The sequence below is a fragment of the Peribacillus sp. B2I2 genome, from assembly GCF_041261685.1.
Lineage (GTDB): Bacteria > Bacillota > Bacilli > Bacillales > DSM-1321 > Peribacillus.
Genome location: NZ_JBGCCB010000001.1, coordinates 5,052,270 through 5,073,637, shown reverse-complemented (window position 1 = coordinate 5,073,637; position 21,368 = coordinate 5,052,270). Strand labels below are relative to the sequence as shown.

Annotated in this window: 23 protein-coding genes; 14 read left to right on the top strand and 9 right to left on the bottom strand. The window is 41.7% G+C overall.

Annotated elements, in window-relative coordinates; all coding sequences use genetic code 11:
* Positions 1-30: 30 nt before the first annotated feature.
* Positions 31-1,215, bottom strand: coding sequence for a MalY/PatB family protein (locus tag ABIE66_RS25315; protein WP_370016706.1), 1,185 nt, complete (start codon positions 1,213-1,215; stop codon positions 31-33).
* 93 nt (positions 1,216-1,308) lie between these two features.
* On the opposite strand from ABIE66_RS25315, the gene ABIE66_RS25310 reads away from it, so the two are divergent.
* Complete coding sequence (locus ABIE66_RS25310; protein ID WP_289314545.1) at positions 1,309-1,569, top strand: DUF1871 family protein; 261 nt, start codon at positions 1,309-1,311, stop codon at positions 1,567-1,569.
* A 37-nt stretch (positions 1,570-1,606) separates the two neighbouring features.
* Here ABIE66_RS25310 and ABIE66_RS25305 read toward each other — a convergent pair whose 3' ends face one another.
* Positions 1,607-2,449 (bottom strand): alpha/beta fold hydrolase, encoded by an 843-nt coding sequence (locus ABIE66_RS25305; RefSeq protein WP_370016705.1) that lies wholly within the window; start codon positions 2,447-2,449, stop codon positions 1,607-1,609.
* Positions 2,450-2,744: 295 nt separating this feature from the next.
* Here ABIE66_RS25305 and ABIE66_RS25300 point away from each other — a divergent pair, with 295 nt between their 5' ends.
* Both ABIE66_RS25300 and ABIE66_RS25295 read left to right on the top strand, forming a co-directional pair.
* Positions 2,745-3,245 (top strand): Lrp/AsnC family transcriptional regulator, encoded by a 501-nt coding sequence (locus ABIE66_RS25300; RefSeq protein WP_100533585.1) that lies wholly within the window; start codon positions 2,745-2,747, stop codon positions 3,243-3,245.
* Positions 3,242-4,411, top strand: a complete 1,170-nt coding sequence (locus tag ABIE66_RS25295; protein WP_370016704.1) for an aminotransferase — start codon at positions 3,242-3,244, stop codon at positions 4,409-4,411. The genes ABIE66_RS25300 and ABIE66_RS25295 overlap by 4 nt, the downstream gene beginning before the upstream one ends.
* A 161-nt stretch (positions 4,412-4,572) precedes the next feature.
* Here the strand turns inward: ABIE66_RS25295 and ABIE66_RS25290 are convergent, their stop codons facing one another.
* The gene (locus ABIE66_RS25290) at positions 4,573-4,926 is read right to left on the bottom strand and encodes a helix-turn-helix domain-containing protein (protein WP_289326812.1); all 354 of its coding nucleotides are present in this window, start codon (positions 4,924-4,926) and stop codon (positions 4,573-4,575) included.
* Between the two features lie 139 nt (positions 4,927-5,065).
* The gene (locus tag ABIE66_RS25285) at positions 5,066-6,409 is read right to left on the bottom strand and encodes a sodium-dependent transporter (RefSeq protein ID WP_289333999.1); all 1,344 of its coding nucleotides are present in this window, start codon (positions 6,407-6,409) and stop codon (positions 5,066-5,068) included.
* A 347-nt stretch (positions 6,410-6,756) separates the two neighbouring features.
* Here ABIE66_RS25285 and yugI point away from each other — a divergent pair, with 347 nt between their 5' ends.
* Entirely contained in the window at positions 6,757-7,161 is a 405-nt protein-coding gene (yugI, locus tag ABIE66_RS25280; protein ID WP_061143894.1) for a S1 domain-containing post-transcriptional regulator GSP13, read from the top strand.
* A 194-nt stretch (positions 7,162-7,355) separates the two neighbouring features.
* Here yugI and ABIE66_RS25275 read toward each other — a convergent pair whose 3' ends face one another.
* Positions 7,356-7,589: a DUF378 domain-containing protein gene (locus ABIE66_RS25275; protein WP_370016703.1), complete on the bottom strand. Its 234-nt coding sequence runs from the start codon at positions 7,587-7,589 to the stop codon at positions 7,356-7,358.
* 206 nt (positions 7,590-7,795) lie between these two features.
* Here ABIE66_RS25275 and ABIE66_RS25270 point away from each other — a divergent pair, with 206 nt between their 5' ends.
* The 3 genes from ABIE66_RS25270 to ABIE66_RS25260 all read left to right on the top strand — a co-directional run bounded on the left by ABIE66_RS25270 (position 7,796) and on the right by ABIE66_RS25260 (position 11,254).
* A complete protein-coding gene (locus ABIE66_RS25270; protein WP_370016702.1) occupies positions 7,796-8,959 on the top strand; it encodes an iron-containing alcohol dehydrogenase in 1,164 nt (387 codons plus the stop codon).
* A gap of 147 nt (positions 8,960-9,106) precedes the next feature.
* Positions 9,107-10,453 (top strand): glucose-6-phosphate isomerase, encoded by a 1,347-nt coding sequence (locus tag ABIE66_RS25265; protein ID WP_289326809.1) that lies wholly within the window; start codon positions 9,107-9,109, stop codon positions 10,451-10,453.
* A 396-nt stretch (positions 10,454-10,849) separates the two neighbouring features.
* On the top strand, positions 10,850-11,254 hold the full coding sequence (locus tag ABIE66_RS25260; RefSeq protein WP_289326808.1) for a YugN-like family protein: 405 nt from the start codon (positions 10,850-10,852) through the stop codon (positions 11,252-11,254).
* Here ABIE66_RS25260 and ABIE66_RS25255 read toward each other — a convergent pair.
* Positions 11,251-12,243 (bottom strand): potassium channel family protein, encoded by a 993-nt coding sequence (locus ABIE66_RS25255; RefSeq protein ID WP_370016701.1) that lies wholly within the window; start codon positions 12,241-12,243, stop codon positions 11,251-11,253. The two genes, ABIE66_RS25260 and ABIE66_RS25255, sit on opposite strands and share 4 nt — an antisense overlap.
* A gap of 264 nt (positions 12,244-12,507) precedes the next feature.
* The gene (locus ABIE66_RS25250; protein WP_370016700.1) at positions 12,508-13,791 is read right to left on the bottom strand and encodes a glycoside hydrolase family 18 protein; all 1,284 of its coding nucleotides are present in this window, start codon (positions 13,789-13,791) and stop codon (positions 12,508-12,510) included.
* Positions 13,792-13,960: 169 nt separating this feature from the next.
* Here ABIE66_RS25250 and ABIE66_RS25245 point away from each other — a divergent pair, with 169 nt between their 5' ends.
* A complete protein-coding gene (locus tag ABIE66_RS25245; RefSeq protein ID WP_034310322.1) occupies positions 13,961-14,170 on the top strand; it encodes an alpha/beta-type small acid-soluble spore protein in 210 nt (69 codons plus the stop codon).
* A 59-nt stretch (positions 14,171-14,229) separates the two neighbouring features.
* Here the strand turns inward: ABIE66_RS25245 and ABIE66_RS25240 are convergent, their stop codons facing one another.
* The gene (locus ABIE66_RS25240; protein ID WP_370016699.1) at positions 14,230-14,979 is read right to left on the bottom strand and encodes a glycerophosphodiester phosphodiesterase; all 750 of its coding nucleotides are present in this window, start codon (positions 14,977-14,979) and stop codon (positions 14,230-14,232) included.
* 147 nt (positions 14,980-15,126) lie between these two features.
* Here ABIE66_RS25240 and ABIE66_RS25235 point away from each other — a divergent pair, with 147 nt between their 5' ends.
* From ABIE66_RS25235 to ABIE66_RS25220, 4 genes are all read left to right on the top strand, one after another.
* Positions 15,127-15,951 (top strand): undecaprenyl-diphosphate phosphatase, encoded by an 825-nt coding sequence (locus ABIE66_RS25235; RefSeq protein WP_370016698.1) that lies wholly within the window; start codon positions 15,127-15,129, stop codon positions 15,949-15,951.
* A gap of 376 nt (positions 15,952-16,327) precedes the next feature.
* Positions 16,328-17,650, top strand: coding sequence for an APC family permease (locus tag ABIE66_RS25230; RefSeq protein ID WP_370016697.1), 1,323 nt, complete (start codon positions 16,328-16,330; stop codon positions 17,648-17,650).
* Positions 17,651-17,799: 149 nt separating this feature from the next.
* Positions 17,800-18,993: an MFS transporter gene (locus tag ABIE66_RS25225; RefSeq protein ID WP_370016696.1), complete on the top strand. Its 1,194-nt coding sequence runs from the start codon at positions 17,800-17,802 to the stop codon at positions 18,991-18,993.
* 99 nt (positions 18,994-19,092) lie between these two features.
* Positions 19,093-19,422, top strand: coding sequence for a hypothetical protein (locus ABIE66_RS25220; RefSeq protein WP_289326801.1), 330 nt, complete (start codon positions 19,093-19,095; stop codon positions 19,420-19,422).
* Between the two features lie 88 nt (positions 19,423-19,510).
* Here the strand turns inward: ABIE66_RS25220 and ABIE66_RS25215 are convergent, their stop codons facing one another.
* A complete protein-coding gene (locus tag ABIE66_RS25215) occupies positions 19,511-19,654 on the bottom strand; it encodes a hypothetical protein (protein ID WP_289326800.1) in 144 nt (47 codons plus the stop codon).
* A gap of 144 nt (positions 19,655-19,798) precedes the next feature.
* Between ABIE66_RS25215 and ABIE66_RS25210 the strand changes: the two genes are divergently transcribed.
* Positions 19,799-20,662 (top strand): STAS domain-containing protein, encoded by an 864-nt coding sequence (locus ABIE66_RS25210; protein ID WP_370016695.1) that lies wholly within the window; start codon positions 19,799-19,801, stop codon positions 20,660-20,662.
* A gap of 190 nt (positions 20,663-20,852) precedes the next feature.
* Positions 20,853-21,287 (top strand): hypothetical protein, encoded by a 435-nt coding sequence (locus ABIE66_RS25205; protein WP_370016694.1) that lies wholly within the window; start codon positions 20,853-20,855, stop codon positions 21,285-21,287.
* Positions 21,288-21,368: the final 81 nt, after the last annotated feature.

Here is a 21,368-nt window from a genome sequence, read left to right as displayed (position 1 = left end):
CCAGGTTTCTAAACCTGGTTCCTTTTTTATTTATGGAAAAGCCAATTTCAAACGGTTTAGCCCTTCCATCATCATGCTGCGTGAACAACCGAGATTCATTCGGACGAATCCTTCTCCGCCAGGTCCATATTTTGAACCGGGCTCCAATGCGAGCTTCCCTTGATGGATCAGCCGTTCCTTAATTTCCTTGTCGGTCAATCCAAGGTCACGGCAATCAATCCATAATAGGTAAGAAGCTTCTGGATGCATGACATGCAGTGAAGGAATTTCAGCAGCAATGAATTCCTCTGCCACTTTTATATTCTCCTCAATGTAGCCAATCATGTCTTCCAGCCAATTCAAGCCCTCTCGATACGCGGCTTCCATAGCTGTTAAGGCAAAGATGTTAAGACCATGGAAGGCAAGCTTCGTTTGGGCCTTTTGCAATTGCTTCTGCAATTTTTCATTACTGGCGATCAGGAATGAAGCTTGAAGGCCGGCAATATTGAATGTTTTACTTGGGGCCATTAACGTAACGGTTATGTCCGCTAATTTTTCCGAAAGCGAGCCGATCGGATAATGCCTCGAAGTTTTATGGAATAAGTCAGCGTGTATCTCATCACTGACGATGACTACATCATATTTTTCACATAGCTCCCCGATTCGCAAGAGTTCGTCCTTTGTCCAAACGCGTCCGCCAGGGTTATGTGGACTGCAAAAAAGGAATAGTTTCACTCCGCTTTTCAGTTTGTCCTCAAAATCCGTGAAATCAATCTCAAAGCGATCCTTTTCTATGATAAGGGGACTATTGACTACTTCCCGATCATTATTTTTGATCATATCAAAAAATGGAGTATAGACGGGAGATTGTAACAATATTTTATCGCCCGGGTTCGTGAATGCTTGGATCGTTGTACCGATCGCTGAAACGACGCCAGAGCTGAATGAAATCCACTCTTTTTCGATTTGCCAGGAGTGCCGGTCTCTAAGCCAGCTTTGAATTTCGGTGAAAACCGTTTCCGAAGGGACGGTATAGCCGAAAATTGGATGATTCAAGCGTTCCATTAACGCCTTTTGAATGCCCTCAGGAGATGGGAAGTCCATATCGGCAACCCACATTGGTAGAATATCCTCGCGCCCATACAATGATTTAAGCGAGTTTTTATCCCATTTTGCTGACCCTGAATTTTCCCTGTTTATGTGTTCTTCAAAAATTGACTTGTTCAAAATATACACCACCGAATAATAATTTGTCGTCTTCGCGAAAAGCCTGTTGTTATGATACTATGATATCATGTTCTGTGAAAATATTGAGCAGGTGATGAAGATATGGATACACAGCAAATGAATTTAGCGTTGGTTGCCGTTTTGCAAGAGTGGGATCCCTTCCAAATAGGTTGGGATTTATATGAACCGGAAATTGCAGATACAGTCGTGGCAATCCGGGATATAGATGACCCAAAGGAACTGGCGGAAAAAATAAAATCCATTTACGAGTTCGCGTTTGATGAATCCGTTCAGATGGAAAAATGCCTGGAAGTTGCACAGAAGCTGCTCATCATAAAAAATGATGCCAGCTGTTCGATCTAAAGGTGGATAGGGTGTACCCGAATAAGGGTCACCTTTTTTAAGATGGGGTGGCTACTCCAAGAAACCCCTTAATTAATTGATACACTTCTTCCGGTTTCTCCTCTGGGAGGAGGTGCCCAGTATCCTCAATGACAACAAGCTCGGAATTAGGCAGGTCATCATGGAGCCTTTGACCAATATTCAATGGCACCACTCTGTCATGCCTTCCCCAAATAAGCAGGCAAGGTGTATGGATATCACTAAGGTCCTCCTTCAGCAAATCGACTTCCTTATCTCGAAGCATTCTCCCCAAGGCACGGAAAATATCATGATTCTTTATGAATGGCCCCAGATAACCCTGCCGCATTTCATCGTCAATCATGGCCGGGTCATGGACGACATTTTTCAAGTTCTTTTCGATACCTGATTTTTGTAAATACCGTTTTATCCCGAATGAAAAGAAAGGCAGGTAACTGACCATTTTCATTTTTTCCGAATAGCCGGGCTGATAGCCTGAACCGGCAAGCAGAATGGCGTGGTCGACAAGATCAGGATATGATTTGATGAGCTGCAGGGAAATCTGCCCGCCCATGGAATGGCCGATGAGACTGAATTTCCTGATATTTTTCCCCTCTAAGAACAGAACGACGGATTTAGCAATGTTCCGGAATGAATATGTATATCGATAATCTTTTCCGCTTTGACCGAAGGGAGGGAGGTCTATTGAAATCACATTGAATTCCTTGATCAAATAGGGTACTAATTTACGGAAACTGAAGCTGGATGACAAAAAACCATGAAGTAGTACAAGGGTTGGGAGTGAATCATCCATTCGGTCATATTCAAAATAGATTTCCATATCATCCACCCGTTCCACGCCTTTGATTGTATGACTTTCCATATAGATCCTCCTCCGTTAAAATGAAAGTCCATGTTAACCTGAATATCCCAAAAAAGGTCCTTTAATACTGTTGCATAACAGTAATTGTAATAATAACGATGAAAAAAGACAATTACTATAACAGGTCACCAACCAATTTTGATATAATAGTGTAAGTTTATCCTGACAGAATAGGACTTATTAATTTATATTGTCATATAGGATTGTAAAAAAGTCTAATAAGGTAATTCGTGAGACTATCTGCCAGCCAAACCATCACATCTAAATTAGTGAATTCCAAAAGGGGGTTTTTCCAATGCACTTGAATGAAGAGGAATTGGAAGTCTTGAGAATCATTGAAAATAACAGCCGGATTGATCTGAAGGATTTGGCTAAAATGACCGATCTATCAGAAGCGGACATTGAAATCACATTGAAGAAATTAGAAGATATGCGGGTTATTGTACGTTATTTAACCGTCATTAACTGGGCAAAAGTAGATGAATACCATGGTGTCACAGCCATGATTGATGTAAAAGTCACTCCAAAACGCGGTGTCGGTTTCGATGAGGTCGCAAAAAGGATTTACAAATTCAAAGAAGTCCAATCCGTTTATCTAATGTCAGGGGCCTATGATCTTTCAGTCATTGTCGAAGGACGTTCGATGAACGAAGTGGCAAGCTTTGTTTCAGAAAAACTTTCGACACTGGATTCCGTCATTTCTACGACGACTCACTTCATTATGAAAAAATACAAGCACGATGGCACGATTTTTGATCAAACTGAAGAAGATAAGCGGATAGTGGTGTCACCATGATTAAAACGAGTTATGTTTCAAGAACGATTGCAGAGCTTAAGCCATCAGGTATCCGCCGCTTTTTCGACCTGGCAGCCAATTTGGAAGGGGTCGTCTCACTTGGTGTGGGTGAACCGGATTTCGTTACATCTTGGGCTGTAAGGGAAGCAGCGATCAACTCCTTGGAGGAAGGGTATACCTCTTATACGGCTAATGCCGGATTATATGAATTAAGGTCGGAAATCAGCTGGTATATGGAAAAGCAGTTCCATGTTTCGTATAGACCAGAGGATCAAATCATTGTCACGGTCGGAGCAAGTCAGGCTCTCGACATCGCTTTGAGGACCATCCTGAATCCTGGCGAGGAAGTTATAGTCGTTGAACCTTGTTTCGTCGCTTATGCACCGCTTGTGACCATGGCCGGGGGAATACCGGTGACGGTCCAAACTTCAAAGGAAGATGACTTTAAGCTGACTCCCGAGCAACTCGAAGCGGCAATCACCCCTAAAACGAAGGCCGTTTTAATCTGTTCGCCGAATAACCCAACGGGCACCCAGCTTGGGCAGGAAGAATTAGTGATGCTTGCTGACATCGTCAAAAAGCATGATTTATTGGTCATTTCCGATGAAATCTATGCCGAACTTGCTTATGATGAGAAATTCACCTCCTTTGCTGCCATTGACGGCATGCTTGAGAGGACAATTGTCATCAATGGGTTTTCGAAAGGGTTTGCGATGACTGGATGGCGTCTTGGGTTCGTTTGTGCACCTAAGGAAATTTCTGAAGCGATGCTTAAGCTTCATCAATATGCGATGATGTGTGCGCCGACCATTGCACAGCATGCTGCATTGGAAGCTTTAAAGCACGGAATGCAGGATGTCGAAGAAATGCGTCGGAGTTATCGGAGAAGACGAAATTATATCGTGAAATCATTTAACGATATGGGTTTGGATTGCCATAATCCTGGCGGGGCTTTTTATGCTTTTCCGTCCATCGAGAAAACGGGGATGACTTCGATGGAATTTGCTGAAAAACTTCTGACGGAAGAACTTGTAGCCGTTGTACCGGGAGATGTGTTCGGGGAAAGCGGTGAAGGTCATATCCGCTGTTCCTATGCATCCTCCATGGAACAACTTCAAGAAGCGCTTAGTAGGATGGAACGTTTCATGAAGAACCATTGCCAATAAAAGCAAAAAAATAGGGATCCGGCCTTTTCAAGCAGCCGGATCCCTTTCCATAGGGGGAATTAGAAAAAAGAGTTAATCTAATGGATTAACATAGAAAGTGTTAATCATAGTATATCCAGCACTCTGAAAAAAAATACACATACTACGACCATTTTTTTTAATTAGGCTTTTGTATTATATAAAGTATGCATAACATTCAGAATTTGTTCTTCGCTAAAATCTTTAGCTGTTCTTAGAATGAGCTTTGTTTTTTTTGTTCCAATTTCTTCAATGAGCTTTTTGATGTCCTCGTCCACATCAGAAGCGTTCCCGGTTGGGGTATCCTCCAGGAATTCTGAAGCTGGAATGTCAAGAACGGTGGAAAGCCGTAAAATGGTTTGTGTATCAGGAATCGATTCACCGGATTCATACTTTTCAATCTTCTTGGTGCCGATTCGTAATTTTAAAGCCAGTTCCTGTTGAGTGAGGTTATGATTTTCTCGGTATTGCCGGATATTCTTCGCGATATTTGACATAGTCAGGCACTCCTTTTTCAGGAAATATTTTAGTAATGTAATTATTTTACCATATTATAACTTAAAGAGAAGTAATTGATTATGTAGGTTTTGTGAAAAAAATGCCGTCTCGAGATATATCGAGACGGCATTTTGGATGTTAAATGAGATTGATTGACTTAAGGAATACGAGTATGATCATGATCGGCACGATGTAGCGAATCAGGAAGTACCAAAGTTTAAAAAGTGATCGGCCGGAATCTGCGCCAGATTCGAACTCCCTTTGGACCTCGATCCTTTTCATTTGATAGCCGATGAAAAGGGATATGAACAAGGCGCCGACTGGCAGCGCGATATTGCTTGTCAGATAATCAGCGAAATCGAATATGGATAAATTGAAAATCTTCACATCTGAAAGCACCCCAAATGATAATGCGCTTGGAATCCCAATCAGGAACACGAGGATACCAGCTATCCAAGAAGCCTTCTTCCGTTTTGCAGTATCACCTTTGATCATGGCTGCCACAACGATTTCAAGTATCGAGAATGACGTTGTAAGGGTGGCAAATAATAATAAAATGAAGAAAATGGCCATGAAGATCCCGCCAAGCGCCATTTCATTAAAGACGGCAGGTAATACGACAAATACCAGTCCAGGCCCGCTTGATGGGCTGAAGCCTAGTGCGAAAACAGCCGGGAAGATGACTAAACCTGCCAACAAGGAAATGAAGATATTCAGTCCGACTACTGAAAAGGCCGATTTTGTAATATCCTCATTTTTACTTAAATAGGATGCGTAGGTTACCATCACTGAAACACCAACACTTAGCGCAAAGAAGGATTGGCCAAGTGCCAATAGGATCGTTTCCCCTGTTAAAGCGGAAAAGTCGGGCTTCAAGAAGAATTTCACACCCTCCATTGCTCCATCCAGAGTCAAGGAACGGATTAGAAGAATGATGAAAAGAATGAACAATGAAGGCATCATATATTTATTCGCTTTTTCAATTCCCTTGGATACGCCACCTTGCACGACCCAAATGGTAAAGACCATGAATAATAATTGAGCGATTACCGTTTCATAAGGATTGCTGATTATCGCATTAAAGAAGTTTCCATATTCCTCTTGGGTTAAGTTTGAGAGGGAACCTGTAAAGCTTCTTGCTAAATAAGAGATGATCCAGCCTCCAACCACACTGAAGAATGAAAGCAGAATGATGGAAGCGACGACACCGCCGTACCCAATCAAAACCCAAGGCTTTCCTGGGGCGATATGTTTATATGCGCTGATGGCATCTTTCTGTGCATTGCGGCCAATTGTGAATTCTGCAATTAATATGGGTGCACCGATAAGCAGGGTGAACAAAATGAAGAGCAGGAAAAAGACCCCTCCACCATTTTCCCCAGTCATATATGGGAGCTTCCAGATGGCACCCAATCCAATAGCGGATCCCGCGGCTGCCAGGATAAACCCAAGTTTTGAAGTCCATTGATCTTGTTTTGACATGATGGAAAAACTCCTTTAGATGTAAAAAATATCTAGCTGTAAATTACTTTCTTTAAAAACATTTTCCCATCTTACTATGTTTATGAGGGATTGGATAGTGTTTCAATATTACAATCTTTAGAAAAATGAGTAAATATCTTAAGGGGAAATGAGGTTATTTGCAAATTTTTAGGATAAGTTATTAATAACGATCTTATGATATTTATTATTTCCAAAAAATAAACATATTTAATGAGTAAAATCCCAAAAAGTATGGTATACTTAACTTTGATTATTTTCCAATTATGTGATATAATTTTTTATTGCGTGAAAAGACGAAAAAATATATATAAAATAGGAGTGTTACCATGTCTGAAAAATTCGAAATTGGTGCGGTAGTTACTGGTAAAGTTACTGGTATTCAACCATACGGTGCTTTTGTTGCTCTAGATGATTCAACTCAAGGTTTAGTTCATATTTCTGAAATTACTCACGGATTCGTTAAAGATATCAACGAACATTTAAAAGTGGGCGATGAAGTAAAAGTTAAAGTGCTTTCCATCGATTCAGCTGCTGGAAAAATCGGCTTATCGATCCGCGCTACAGAAGAAGCTCCTGAGCGTACTGAAGCTCCGAAAAAAGCTCCGAAAAAACGCCAAGCATCTGTTAAAGCGACATCTCACATCGAATCTACTGAAGGTTTCAACACATTGAAAGACAAACTTCAAGAGTGGATTGAACAATCTCAACGTGAAGACTTAATCAAAAAATAATTTTGTGAACCGGCAGATCCTTCGATCAGCCGGTTTTTTTTGTCCATTTTCATGATCACATGAAGATGTCCAGACCTATATTGCCGCTTATTGATGGTAGACAGGCATATGAATTAAATAAAGCCGGGTCATGTGTTTACCATGGTCCGGCTTTATTTTATAGAACTTAAACAAATGTTCATGGACTTAGACTTTCAACGAGTAGGTTTGGTTTCAGGCTCCCTGGAAATTTCAGGACTTGGTTTAAAGAGAAGACCAAGATTAATGAGACCGGCAATTCCAACCAATCCATAAACGATGCGGGCCATTCCTGCATCTTGCCCTCCGAAAATTGAAGCGACCAAGTCAAATTGGAAAAAACCTATTAATCCCCAGTTGATTGCCCCGATTATAATAAGAACAAGTGCAGTTCTTTGTATTCCACTCATTGTACAGCCTCCTTTTTTGAGAAAATCAGTTCTTTACTTATCATGCTTTTTCAACATGTAAATATACATCCTTATAAAAGATCCGGGCGGATATTTTGTATTTATATGGAACATTGGTCATAATGAAAAGAAAAACCAGCCATTGGCCAAGTGGGCAATTTTATGGCCACAGATGGGTCAATGAGGCACTAAAGGAGAGAAATCCATTGGAAAATTTCACTTATAAAAATCCTACTAAAGTAATTTTCGGGAAAAATCAGCTTGAAAGTTTAAAAACTGAAATTCCTGCTTATGGTCATAAAGTTTTACTTGTTTACGGTGGAGGAAGCATAAAGAAAAATGGCTTATATGATAAAGTGGCCAACGCATTGAAGGTGATTGATGCAGAGGTACACGAACTTTCCGGAGTTGAACCGAATCCACGCATCTCAACAGTCCGGAAAGGTGTGGATCTTTGTAAAGAACAGGGTATCGACTTTGTCCTTGCTGTTGGAGGCGGAAGCGTTATTGATGCTACAAAGGCAATTGTTGCAGGTGCTAAATATGAGGGGGATCCATGGGATCTTGTCATTAAGAAGGCACCAGTGGTAGAGGCGCTTCCATTTGGAACGGTGCTGACTTTAGCTGCAACCGGCTCCGAGGCAAATTCGGGCTCAGTCATAACAAACTGGGAAACGAAAGAGAAATATGGATGGGGAAGTCCATTGGTATTTCCTCAATTCTCGATTTTAGATCCCGAAAATACTTTTTCGGTGCCTAAAGATCAAACGGTATACGGAATGGTCGATATGATGTCACATGTGTTCGAAACGTATTTCCATCCGGAAACGCATGCACCCCTTCAAGACCGTTTCTGTGAATCGCTGTTATTGACCGTGATTGAAACGGCACCTAAACTATTGGAAGACCTAGAGAATTATGAGCACCGGGCTACTATCCTATATGCAGGAAATCTAGCCTTGAATGGTTCGCTTGGGGTTGGCTACAGTGGTGATTGGGCAACTCATAACATTGAACATGCCGTTTCAGCCGTTTATGACATCCCGCATGCCGGAGGATTGGCCATCTTATTCCCAAATTGGATGAAACATGTGCTCCATGAAAACGTCGCACGCTTTAAACAGGTTGCAGTCCGCGTGTTCCATGTGGACCCGGAAGGTAAAACGGATGAGGAAGCTGCACTTGAGGGCATTGAAAGGCTTAGGGCGTTTTGGAGCAGCTTAGGGGCGCCGACCAATCTTTCGGATTATGGCATCGATGACTCACAATTGGAAGTCATGGCTGATAAAGCGATGAGCAGAGGGGAATTTGGACGATTCAAAATCCTGAACCGCGAGGATGTCCTTGCCATTTTACGGGCTTCATTATAAATCAAGTGAAATGATCATTTCTCCCATCTTGTCAGGTGGGAGATTGCTTTGAACGCATTATTCTTTAATTACTTAATCGATGTCTTGATTATGAGAATTACATCAGATAAAGTGAAAGGGAAACTTAAAATTAAAGGAGGAATTTGAATGGCCCATATTCGTTTCGATTATTCAAAAGCCCTACCGTTTTTCGGGGAGCATGAAATTACCTATTTACAGGATGCTGTAAAAGTGGCACACCATTCTCTGCATGAGCAGACAGGGGCAGGCAATGAATATCTTGGCTGGCTTGATTTACCCGCCAATTATGATAAAGAAGAGTTCTCAAGAATCAAAAAAGCGGCCGGAAAAATAAAAGAAGATTCAGATGTGTTGCTGGTTATCGGAATCGGTGGATCATACCTGGGAGCACGTGCGGCAGTCGAGATGCTTCAACATAGTTTTTATAACATTTTGCCATCGGACAAAAGAAATACACCGCAAATTTTATTTGTGGGTAATAATATAAGCTCTACATATATGCAGGACGTAATGGACCTATTGGAAAATAGGGATTTCTCGATCAACGTCATCTCTAAATCCGGTACGACCACTGAACCTGCACTTGCCTTCAGGATTTTCCGGAAATTGCTGGAACAAAAATATGGGGTTGAAGAAGCTAAAGGCCGCATTTATGCGACCACTGATAAAGAAAAGGGCGCATTAAAAACGGTAGCAACGGAGGAAGGTTTCCAAACTTTCGTCATTCCTGATGATGTTGGCGGACGTTACTCGGTCTTAACGGCAGTAGGGCTGCTTCCGATTGCGGTCAGCGGGGCGGATATCGATCAAATCATGGAGGGAGCCGAGCAAGCCAGGGTGGAATTCAGTTCTTCCGAGCTAGCGGATAATCAGGCATACCAATATGCGGCGGTTCGAAATATCCTTTACAATAAAGGGAAAACCATTGAAATGCTGATAAACTATGAGCCTGGACTTCAATACTTCTCTGAGTGGTGGAAACAATTATTTGGAGAAAGTGAAGGAAAGGATCAAAAAGGGATCTTCCCTTCATCCGCTAACTTTTCGACTGACCTGCATTCATTAGGGCAGTATGTTCAGGAAGGGCGACGTGATCTTTTTGAAACGGTCATCAAAGTGGAGAAAGCCCGTCATGAAATTTCAATTGAAAAAGCGGGAAATGATTTAGATGGTCTGAATTACCTTTCAGGTGAAACGGTGCAATTCGTAAATAATAAAGCATTTGAGGGTACTTTGTTAGCCCATACGGACGGCGGCGTTCCCAATCTGATCCTATCGGTGCCTCAGCTCGATGCTTATACATTTGGCTACCTTGTATATTTCTTCGAGAAAGCTTGTGCAATGAGCGGTTACTTACTAGGGGTAAATCCATTTGATCAGCCTGGAGTGGAAGCATATAAGGTGAACATGTTTGCACTTTTAGGCAAACCGGGTTATGAAGAGAAAAAAGCGGAGCTCGAAAAGCGCTTATAATAATAAAAAGGCATCAAGCTGGAATACATCCAACTTGATGCCTTTTTTTTGGTTGAACGCCAAAGGGTAAAAATAAACATATTCGATACTGGCATCGAAAATGAAAGTGGGGGCTAAGTAGTATCGAGGAGCTAGAGAAACCGAGAACGGTTCCCCGGGCCGCTAGAAGCCTGCATGCCGGATGGAAAGAAGAGCAGCAGAAGATCCGGAAATTACGACTGGAGGAGGAGAAGGGAGCGGCGAAGCTGAAATAAAAGCGTAAGGAAAGCTTGGAAATCAGTGAGGAAGCCAATCTTCCTTTATGCCTGATCAAGGGAACAATAGAGGCATTCCAGGGGTTTTTTTAAAGGCCTTTTGGTTAAGCTAATAGAAAATTAGCGAAAGAGGTTTTTTACAATGATTAAAATTTCTTCTGAGTTGGAAGGGAAAACATTCGGTTTGTTCGATTTGGAGACGAAGTTAAAACCCGAAGGCTATGTGATAGGCGGAGGATGGGATTATGACCACGGGACTTTTGATTATAAGATAGATGACAGTGATGGATACCAGTTCTTGCGAGTCCCTTTCAAGGCTGTTGATGGTTCACTCGATAAGGATGGGGTAATGGTCGAATTTTTACAGCCGTTTTTGTTATCTCATAAGTACGAGGACGGTATTGACGGTGAAGGAAATATCGGAAACCTCTCCGCTTCCTTCAACCAGTTTGCTGAGCCGGAAAATCCGGATGCCGAATTTCCGGAAAACTATATCTCATATGGAAAAACGCTTGTCCGTGATTTGGAAAAGCTTTTATTACATTAATCTTCAATGATGAGCAGAGTGTCATTAAGATGTATGATTACATCTGCAGGGGGCTTGATGAAAGTCTTGCCCCCTGAAATGATGCCAATCAATAAAATGTCCTGATCAAATAGCTTGACGCCCAGCTGTTTGAACGACATTTCCACCCAGTCATTCCGGATGGGCAGCTGTTTGATGTTCAATCCATCCCAATCATTTTGCTCTTCTGCATCCGCAATGATCCCTTTCGATAAGCAATCCTGCATATATTCACTCGCGAATTTATTCGTTTCCACTATACCGTCCGCTCCTGCTCGTAAAGCATTTTCCTTTTGTTCATGCGTTAATATCTCCACAAGGCAATACACATGCGGATTCAGTCCCTTGACGGCCAATAATGTTAATATCGAGAACATATCCGTTTGCAGCTCGTCTTGCTTGAGGTCCGCTGTGATAAGTACGCGTATGGCTTGTTTTATATTAGCTTTCTGCAAAACGGAATCCAATGTAGCTTTTCCTTGGACAAAGTGGATATTCGTTCTTGGAAGCGGATGCTTTTGCAGTGTATCATCTATAAGGACGATGGATTGATGATGTTTACGATCATGAATGTTTTGGATGATTCTCTTGGAACGGCCATTCCAGCCTACAATGATGATATGACCGCCGCCGCCGAATACTTTCTTTCCTGTTAGAAATTGCTGTTCATTGGAAATGGACATTTTAGCAATGTACGCAAAATAAGAGGTGATCAGGCCGGCTCCCGACAAAATGAGGACCATCCCAATGATTTTTCCAAGATTTGTAACGGGAGTGAAATCTCCGTAACCCACCGTTGACATAGTGACGATTGCCCACCATATGCCATCAAGTAAAGTGGGGAATCTCTTCGGCTCCACAATGTGGATCAAGACCCCGAATGAGAGTAAAAATAATGCGATGATAGAAAGCAATCTGATGAAACGCGGAAATCTTGGAACGGCGCTGATGTATGGGCCGATTCGAATCATGTTTCTCACACCCCCTTAACTGTTCCTTTTAGTATGGTCAAAAAAGGCTTGACTCATAAGGGAGCGGACAGACAAACTTTGAATGATGAATTTCGGCAGATTACCTGGAAAGTTGCGGCTGAAATGATAAAAGCCTTCCGGACAATGCCGGAAGGCTTTTTGGCTGAGTCACGTATCCAGAACTGGACTTCATGCTCGATATTTGATTATATGTCCGTTTGCGTTTTGGTATTCCAAAAGTTTAACGATAGGCTCAATCTGTTCTTAGACCCTTCTCCGTACGTTAAAATTATCACTGATGAGCAGCCAGTTTTGAGGGAAGGCCAAGCCGAGCTTCCAATAACTCATCCCCCTTAGGTTCAGCTCTTTGATTAAATCGAATTTTGCCTGAATGGATCTGGCATCCTCAAACCACACCTCATGCTGTCTATCCTCAATAGTATAGTTGAAGTGCGGGGCCTGTGCGGTTTCATCATACTCGATGGAAACATTATTGGCCGCCGCAATCTGGATGGCCTGCTGCGGACTCACGGCCTTGGCGGTGGATCCCTGTACAAAAGGCAGGGTCCAATCATAGCCATATAGATTCTGCCCCATCAGGATCTTATTGGAGGGAATATCGGTGACGGCATATTCGAGAACATCCCGAACCGGTCCAATAGGGGACACGGCCATTGCAGGTCCTCCGCTATATCCCCATTCATAAGTCATGATGATAACGAAGTCGACGATTTCACCATGTGCTTTATAGTCATGTGCCTCATACCAACGGCCTTTTTGCTCAGCACTTGTTTTAGGGGCAAGTGCCGTGGAAATGAACCAGCCTTCTTTCTTGAATCGATCCCTGGCTTTTCGGAGAAATTGATTATAGGCCTCTTTATCGGCCGGCCTTAAAAACTCAAAGTCAAAGTGAATATCCCGGAATCCATATTTCTTTGCCGTTGTAACGATATTGTTCAGGAACTTATTCTGAACGGAAGTATTCGTCAAGATGATTTGCCCGAGCTCATCGCTGAATTGGTCATTTTCCTGATTCGTGATCACCATCATTAAAACATTTTTATTTTCTCTGGCGATGGCAGGGAAGTCATCGAGCAAAGGCTCTTTTAAAGAGCCGTCACGAAGCGCCTGGAAGCTGAATGGGGCTAAATAGGTTAAATAGGGCCCAGCTTCCCTTGCAGCCGTTACAAGGGCCGGTGCGACCGTCGTACCCCTAGGCTCGACATAACCGTTGAATTCGGCGGTCTTTTTCTTCCGTGCCGGAATATAGAGCCGATATCCAACGGATAAGACTTGATTTTCAGGAATGCCATTTATTTTTGCCAACTCTTGAAAAGGGACATCAACCTTTTGGGAAATGGAATAAAGACTATCACCCGGTTGAACGAAATAATAGCTGCCGACTATTGGAATGACAAGGGCCTGCCCCGAAACAAGGTTAGTTGGGTTAGGAATCTTATTCGTTTCCACGAGCCTGTCAACGGTTACGCTGTACGTCTGGGCGATGCCATATAACGTCTGGCCTGGCCTAACCACATGTATTTGCAATTCTTTTCCCTCCTACTGTACTGAAAGTTTCCTAACAGTTTATGAACATAAAAAGAAAATCATGATAAAGAGCTTTGGATTGAAGGGCCGTAAAGAAAAAAATACAATAAATTGGCAATAATAATTTAAGCCTAAAATGCTAATTAATATTAGTAGGAGGTGAAAACACATGGCAAACAACAATAACAGCAATCAACTTTTAGTATCTGGTGCAGAACAAGCTCTACAACAAATGAAAAATGAAATCGCTAGTGAATTTGGTGTAAACCTAGGTGCTGACACTACTTCTCGCGCTAACGGATCTGTTGGTGGGGAAATCACAAAACGTTTGGTTCAAATGGCTGAACAACAATTAGGCGGTTCAAACTTTTCTCGTTAATTAATTGAATAAATATGGATTGAAAGAGAAGGGGCATCGCTCCTTCTCTTTCGCATTGTTCAGCTAATTGCCTGCCAAGCCTTTAAAATCTTGATTGCCTTTTCAGGGAAATCGGTCATGATGACGTCGACACCCAACTCTGCCAGCTTGACGATGTCGGCTTCATCATTGGCGACCCAAGGCCGGATTTTATATCCGAGTTTTTTCGCTGTTTCACTAACTGCCGGGGTCAGGCTGTTTTTATCTGGATGAAACCCAGATTCTTTTTTATCACGTAAGATTTCTTCGAAATTTTCAGGAAGCCCCTCGAACAATAATGCACGTTCAAGTTCCGGGGCAAGCACCTTCACTTTTTCAATGGATTGATGGTTGAAGGAAGAGAGGATCACCCGATTTTCCATTCGATATTGCCGAATTAAATCAATGATCTTCTGTTCAATCCCTTCGTAAGCGAGTTTATCCGTTTTTATTTCGATATTCATCAATAAAGCATTTCCCTTTGCCCAGTCGAAAACTTCCATTAAAAAAGGAATCCGTTCCCCAAGGAATTCCTTGGAAAATTTGCTCCCGGCATCTGCCGTTTTCAGCTGTTGTGACGAATGATCTTTTACATAACCAGTAAGGGTGGTCGTTCGATCTAGTGTTTCATCATGAATGATAACCAATTCACCATCAGAACTGAGATGGACGTCGAACTCGATCCCCTCGGCACCGATTTCTGCCGCCTCTTGAAATGCAGCCATGGTATTTTCAGGATGCGTCCCCTTTGACCCTCTATGGGCGAAAATCAGTATGTTTTGCAAAATCATCACTTCCCCTTTAAACTTAATCTTGAACCCTATCATACATGTACCCGTAAATTGTTTCAGCAATGTTTAATAGACAATATTTTAAACAACGAGTAAAATACAAATGATATTTCCATAAATAGGTGTTCGAATTATGAGGTGAATAAAATGAATATGTGGGAAATTTTTGTTGCAGTTATTCTTGGTCTTGTAGAAGGATTAACTGAATTTGCTCCTGTATCGTCTACAGGGCATATGATTATCGTCGATGATTTATGGCTGAATTCGAAAGAGCTTTTCGGGAGTGAGGTGGCCAATGCGTTCAAGGTGGTCATTCAGCTTGGTTCGATACTTGCTGTAGTCGTGCTCTTCTGGGGACGATTCATGGACTTGCTTGGTTTAAGGAAGCTGAAAGGGACATCCGCTGTGAAGGGCCCAAAGCTTAACCTATTGCAGGTTATCGTCGGATTGTTACCGGCGGGAGTTTTAGGTCTATTATTCGAAGATTATATTGATGAATTATTTAACATTAAGACGGTTATCGTCGGGTTGTTCCTTGGCGCGTTTTTGATGATTGCTGCGGATAAATTCCGTCCAAAGCTGACTGCTGAAACAGTTGACCAAATCACTTATAAACAGGCCCTTGGAGTTGGGTTAATCCAATGTATATCTCTATGGCCGGGATTTTCCCGTTCAGGTTCAACGATATCAGGCGGTGTGCTATTAGGAATGAGCTACCGGGCGGCTTCCGATTTCACGTTCATCATGGCAGTCCCGATCATGGCAGGTGCCAGTTTGTTGAAAATTGTGAAATATTGGGAATTCTTCACACCTGAAGTTCTGCCATTCTTTATTGCAGGTTTCATAAGCGCATTTATCTTTGCGTTATTCTGTATCCGCTTTTTCTTGATTTTAATCGATAAAGTTAAATTGACTCCTTTTGCCATTTATCGGATTGTCTTGGCGGTTGTGCTTCTATTCATTATTTGGTAATACGAAATGAAGCTTGAAAGTGGAGTGGAACCACCCCGTTGATTTGGGGTGGTTTTTTTGCGTTCCTAGAAAAATGCTGGAATCTCACGAAAATATATAACGAATGATAATTGTGTTTTGTGATTTTTAATTCGTTATTATTAAGATAAATAACGAATAATCTTTCGTGAATAAAAAAATATTCGGCTTTTAGCGTAGTTTCAGTCATATTTAGTAAAAAAAATATAAATGTAATAAAGCGACCTGAGCGTAGTAATACCAATGTGTCTGAGTTTTTATTGGAATATTCAAATGATTGCATAAACTATTTTCGTATAATTTATATGATATAATTTTAGTATAAAATAAGTACATGTGTACACCTGGGGAGGACATCATGGGAAATGACCAATTGAAGAAAACGATTGGCTTTTGGGTTGGAACATCTATTGTAGTTGGTACAGTTATCGGTTCTGGTATTTTCATGAGACCTGGTGACGTGCTTGAGTTAAGTGGTAATTCAACTATGGCCTTATTAGCTTGGCTAATAGGCGGTCTGATTACCCTGGCAAGCGGATTGACGATTGCGGAAGTGAGTACCCGGATTCCTAAAACGGGTGGCTTATATGTTTATATGGAAGAAGTGTACGGAAAAGCATGGGGATTCCTATGCGGCTGGGTTCAAACATTGGTATATGGACCTGCAGTCATGGGTGCCCTCAGTTTATACTTCGGAATATTAATCGCAGGAATATTTAATATCGCTTCAGATTACACTTTGGCAATAGGGATTCTGACGATCGTATTTATAGCAGGCATGAATCTGCTGGGGACAAAATACGGCGGTATGATACAAACCTTATCGACCGTTGCTAAATTGATCCCCATCATTTTCATAGCAGTGTTCGGTATCGCACAAGGTGATATGCCTGTATTCAATATCAATAGTGAAGGTTCAATGAAAATCAGTATGGCCGGTGCGATTTTGGCTACGCTCTGGGCGTATGATGGCTGGATGAATGTCGGCTTCATGGCAGGGGAAATGAAAAACCCGCAGAAAACGTTGCCGCGAGCGATCATAACGGGATTAGTTGTGGTCATGGTCTCATACTTAGCTGTGAACCTTGCCATGCTTCATGTATTGGGAGCAGAGGGAGTCATAGCTCATGGAACGAATGCAGCGAATGTTGCGGCAACGCTTCTATTTGGTGAATTGGGCGGGAAATTGATATCAATCGGAATAGCTATTTCCATTTTCGGTTGCTTGAACGGAAAACTCCTGACCTTTCCGCGCATAACCTTGGCGATGGCGACTGATAAAATGATGCCTGGGCATAAACAAATCGGGAAAATATCGCCCAAGTTTAAAACGCCTGTAAATGCAACGATATTACAAGTGTTCATTGCAATCATCATGATGGTTGCAACAGACCCTGACAAACTTACCAATATGGCCGTATTCTCTGTCTTCTGTTTTTATGGATTAGCCTTCTTTGCGGTCTTCATCTTACGCAGAAAAGACCCGGATGCGAAAACTTATAAAGTGCCATTTTACCCATTGATCCCCATTGTAGCGATTGCTGGTGCAATATATATTGTTTTAAGCACATTAATCCAAACACCTTTAAATGCCCTGTACTCGGTGATCATCCTCATTATAGGAATGCCTGTGTACTGGCTGCTTAAAAAAAGTGAGCGGAATGATAAACGGTCATATTGATGAAAAACCCTTCACTCAGTGCAGTGAAGGGTTTTTTTTAGGATTGCTGGAACTGAACTTTCCCTTTGGCCATAAGTGGCGAAATAGACAACTCAGGAAGTTCGTATTAACATAGGGGGAAAGTTTAAAAGTGAAGGGTCTGAACATAAGTGAATTATATCGAGCCTGCTGGTAAATCATTCAGGAAAACAATCTTGGCTTTATTTCTTGGTAGCTTTGTAACGTTTGCCGATCTATATAGTACCCAACCGGTCATTCCGGTATTCGCAAAGCAATTCGGAGTCTCTCCTGCTATGGCAAGTCTTACATTATCTTTCGCAACGGGGACGCTTGCCATTTGTTTATTGCTAGTTTCCTTTTTCTCGGAAAATATCGATAGGAAAAAAATAATGGGGACGGCGCTCACCCTGTCTGCATTGTTATCCATATGTGTAAGCTTCATCCAGGATGACCTATACATCCTTATCGCAATACGGGCGATTCAAGGAGCCGTGCTTGCAGGCTTCCCGGCAATTGCGATGGCCTATATCAATGAAGAATTTCATCCGAAAAGCCTGGGCTATGTGATGGGTATCTATGTGAGCGGTTCGAGTATCGGCGGATTGGCTGGCAGGTTGATTGTCGGGGTGCTGACCGATCATTTCTCATGGAACATAGCGATTGGCAGCCTTGGAGCTTTAAGTTTGATCATCAGTCTGGCTTTTTGGTGGATGCTCCCGCCTTCGCAGCATGCAGTCCGCGTACGAGTCTCATTGTCGAGAATAAAAACCTCCCTCATTAATAACTTAAGGAATGGCAGACTAGTACTCTTATTCGGTATGGCCTTCCTATTAATGGGCTCGTTTGTTACCGTTTATAACTTTGTGGGTATACCTTTAATGGGACCGCCATATCATTTATCACAAACATTGATTGGCTTCATTTTCATCATCTATCTTGTGGGGACATTTAGTTCTACATGGATGGGGAAGCTTGCCGATCAATATAGTCGGAGGCTTGTACTTCTTATCGGAATCGCAATCATGCTGATGGGGGCCCTTTTAACCCTATTGGATCCACTATTGCTGAAAATAATGGGGCTTGCCCTGTTAACATTTGGCTTTTTTGGAGCTCATTCAATTGCGAGCAGTTGGGTTGGAAGTTTAGCCGATAAAAGTGAAAAAGCACAAGCATCCGCATTATATCTCCTGTTTTACTATGCCGGATCAAGTGTAGTGGGGGCATCAGGCGGTTTATTCCTGATGAAGTTCGGTTGGGTAGGGGTCATCTCGGCAGTATCCATTTTAATCATCCTGGCTGCTGCTTGTGCCATGATGGTTGAAAAAGTGAAAATCGTTAAATAAAATGATCTTTTCTATCATGATTTTCCGGAATCCTGAATATAATCTAGTGAAAAAGGATATTGAATAATAGATTGATAAGAGAAGAGGGTAATAGATAGAGTGAAACGAAAAGTAGTAATTCTCATTGGGTTAATAGCCGTATTAATTATTTTATTCGTTGTATACTTAACAAGTCCTGGCAGATTGGAAAAGGTGGAGATTGTTGAAAAATACTATCCTCATTTCTCCGATGGCAAGGCAGTCGGTTTTAAGACGAACGAAGTCATTGATGTGACGGAGACCGAAGAGGGATCCAATTGTGCAATGAAATTCGACAATGGGAAAACGTTGGAAATTGATTGTGACCGTTATTTAACATACAAAATTGATGAAACAGTCTATATTACCACTGAAGGGAACCATGTGAAGGAGATTCGGAGAAAAAGATAGTGACAGGAAGAACTGAGTTTGCTTAAATAACAAACTCAGCTCTTTTATTTATCCATTCAAAAACCCAGACCACATTGGACTGGGTTTTTCATTTTGTATCTTTGTTTTTACTTTTATCCTTTTTGTTACGCCGAATTACATCCAATATTCTGCGGCTGTTATTTTTACTGTTTATGAGTTCGACTAAATCGCTCATGTTTTCAGATTCAAAGTCTTTTTGATCCTTTTTCATGGTAATCCCTCCAAGTCATATATCATAATACCCTTATTCAGAAAAGGGTAAACGTCTATTATCATATTGGTAATAGAAGGTTTTATACCCACAACCATTAACTATTTGATAAAATGTGATAAAAGCCCTTTATGGGAGGTCTACATGGAAGAATTAAGAATGATCGGTGAAAAAATTGAAAAATTTAAATATATCTTGGTGGAGCATATCGAGTTGTTCGAAGAAGATGGCCCGCTCTATGATTTTGAAACCAGTAAAAAGGTAAGGTCAGAGCTTATTCAAATCCATGCAGATGCCCTAATCCATGGAAAGTCACAAGCGATGGAACGTATGAAAATAACGGGGATGGAAATAGGAAAGCGCGTCGTGGATATGGGTATTCCTTTAGATAAGAATATTGAGGAAGCTCAGCTGGTACGTAATCTTTTCTGGAGTTTCATTGAAGAAGAAGTAAGCAACCGCTACTACTCCATTGAAATTTTGCTAAAGGCAAGCTCGATAATTGATGCGATCCTGGATCAATTCATACACTGTGTGAGTATAAGTTATGTGAATCATTATAAAGAAATGGCAAGAATGGCAAACGATTCTTTGCAGAAGATAAAAGAGAACCGGGAAGTCATGGAAGAATTGGCCACTCCAATCGTACAGACCGTTTTAAAGGATGTCCTGCTCTTACCATTGATCGGGCGCATTGATGATTGGAGAATGGAGCCGATGCAATCGACTGTACTGCAAAAATGTGCAGATCTGCATGCGGAAGTATTGATTATCGATCTCTCCGGGATTACCTTTACGAAGGAAAGCAATATGCTCTCCCTTTTAGATAAACTAGTGGGGGCACTGGCGTTGATGGGTACGGAAACGATGTTTGTCGGTTTTACCCCTGATGTGGTGAAAGAGATAATCAAACTCGATTTCACTAATCAGGTAAAAGCTTTTCTATCGTTCAGGGAGGCTATGGAATATCTGTTTAAACAAAGAGGGCTGGCTCTTCAGCCGGTATGATGGGGGTATCCTTTTCAGGGTATCTTTTTTGTATGTAATGAAGTTCCCGAATCCTGTGGATATACCTCTATGCTATAGTGAAATGGCGTGAGGACGGACATGTTGCATTTGCCATTTAGATAATGAATGGATTTAATATACAAGAAAAAGAAATAGGACATGTAAAGCGTAAAAGGAGGGTGTATGAATAGTGTTTTTCAAGAAAAATGAAGAACTGGATCATAATGAAAAATGGTATTGTATAGGAATCATGACGGATAATGGGTTGGAGGATGAAGAATATGATGTTTTGTCAAAACGCATCCTCGACTCGGTTCAAAATGTGACGGTCATATCGGATTTGATAAGGCTGGAATGGGATCGGGAAAAATTGCAGGCCTTGAACGAACGTTTTCAGGACCATTCATTTTCTGACCCATGTTTTATCATTAATGAATTCATACCTGAGGATATAAAAAGGGCAAGAAAACTTCTTGAGAAAAACAATAAATGGAAGCGGCTCTTTGGTTTCCTCTCCTTTGAATACATGGAAGCCGAGACGAAGGCGGCCCATGACTTCGATAAGGCACTCTTTTATACGGATGATGCGGAAAAAGTGATTGAATACATAATTGCAAATAGCTAGAATCCCCTGACGCACCGATACTTTGTATCGGTGTTTTTGGATTTGACAATGTTTATCGGAGCATATCGCGGTAGTAAATCG

Coding starts and splice junctions, on each gene's coding strand:
- ABIE66_RS25310 (WP_289314545.1), top strand. CDS start 1,309: ATGGATACACAGCAAATGAATTTAGCGTTGGTTGCCGTTTTGCAAGAG.
- ABIE66_RS25305 (WP_370016705.1), bottom strand. CDS start 2,449: ATGGAAAGTCATACAATCAAAGGCGTGGAACGGGTGGATGATATGGAA.
- ABIE66_RS25300 (WP_100533585.1), top strand. CDS start 2,745: ATGCACTTGAATGAAGAGGAATTGGAAGTCTTGAGAATCATTGAAAAT.
- ABIE66_RS25295 (WP_370016704.1), top strand. CDS start 3,242: ATGATTAAAACGAGTTATGTTTCAAGAACGATTGCAGAGCTTAAGCCA.
- ABIE66_RS25290 (WP_289326812.1), bottom strand. CDS start 4,926: ATGTCAAATATCGCGAAGAATATCCGGCAATACCGAGAAAATCATAAC.
- ABIE66_RS25285 (WP_289333999.1), bottom strand. CDS start 6,409: ATGTCAAAACAAGATCAATGGACTTCAAAACTTGGGTTTATCCTGGCA.
- yugI (WP_061143894.1), top strand. CDS start 6,757: ATGTCTGAAAAATTCGAAATTGGTGCGGTAGTTACTGGTAAAGTTACT.
- ABIE66_RS25275 (WP_370016703.1), bottom strand. CDS start 7,589: ATGAGTGGAATACAAAGAACTGCACTTGTTCTTATTATAATCGGGGCA.
- ABIE66_RS25265 (WP_289326809.1), top strand. CDS start 9,107: ATGGCCCATATTCGTTTCGATTATTCAAAAGCCCTACCGTTTTTCGGG.
- ABIE66_RS25260 (WP_289326808.1), top strand. CDS start 10,850: ATGATTAAAATTTCTTCTGAGTTGGAAGGGAAAACATTCGGTTTGTTC.
- ABIE66_RS25255 (WP_370016701.1), bottom strand. CDS start 12,243: ATGATTCGAATCGGCCCATACATCAGCGCCGTTCCAAGATTTCCGCGT.
- ABIE66_RS25245 (WP_034310322.1), top strand. CDS start 13,961: ATGGCAAACAACAATAACAGCAATCAACTTTTAGTATCTGGTGCAGAA.
- ABIE66_RS25240 (WP_370016699.1), bottom strand. CDS start 14,979: ATGATTTTGCAAAACATACTGATTTTCGCCCATAGAGGGTCAAAGGGG.
- ABIE66_RS25235 (WP_370016698.1), top strand. CDS start 15,127: ATGAATATGTGGGAAATTTTTGTTGCAGTTATTCTTGGTCTTGTAGAA.
- ABIE66_RS25230 (WP_370016697.1), top strand. CDS start 16,328: ATGGGAAATGACCAATTGAAGAAAACGATTGGCTTTTGGGTTGGAACA.
- ABIE66_RS25215 (WP_289326800.1), bottom strand. CDS start 19,654: ATGAAAAAGGATCAAAAAGACTTTGAATCTGAAAACATGAGCGATTTA.
- ABIE66_RS25210 (WP_370016695.1), top strand. CDS start 19,799: ATGGAAGAATTAAGAATGATCGGTGAAAAAATTGAAAAATTTAAATAT.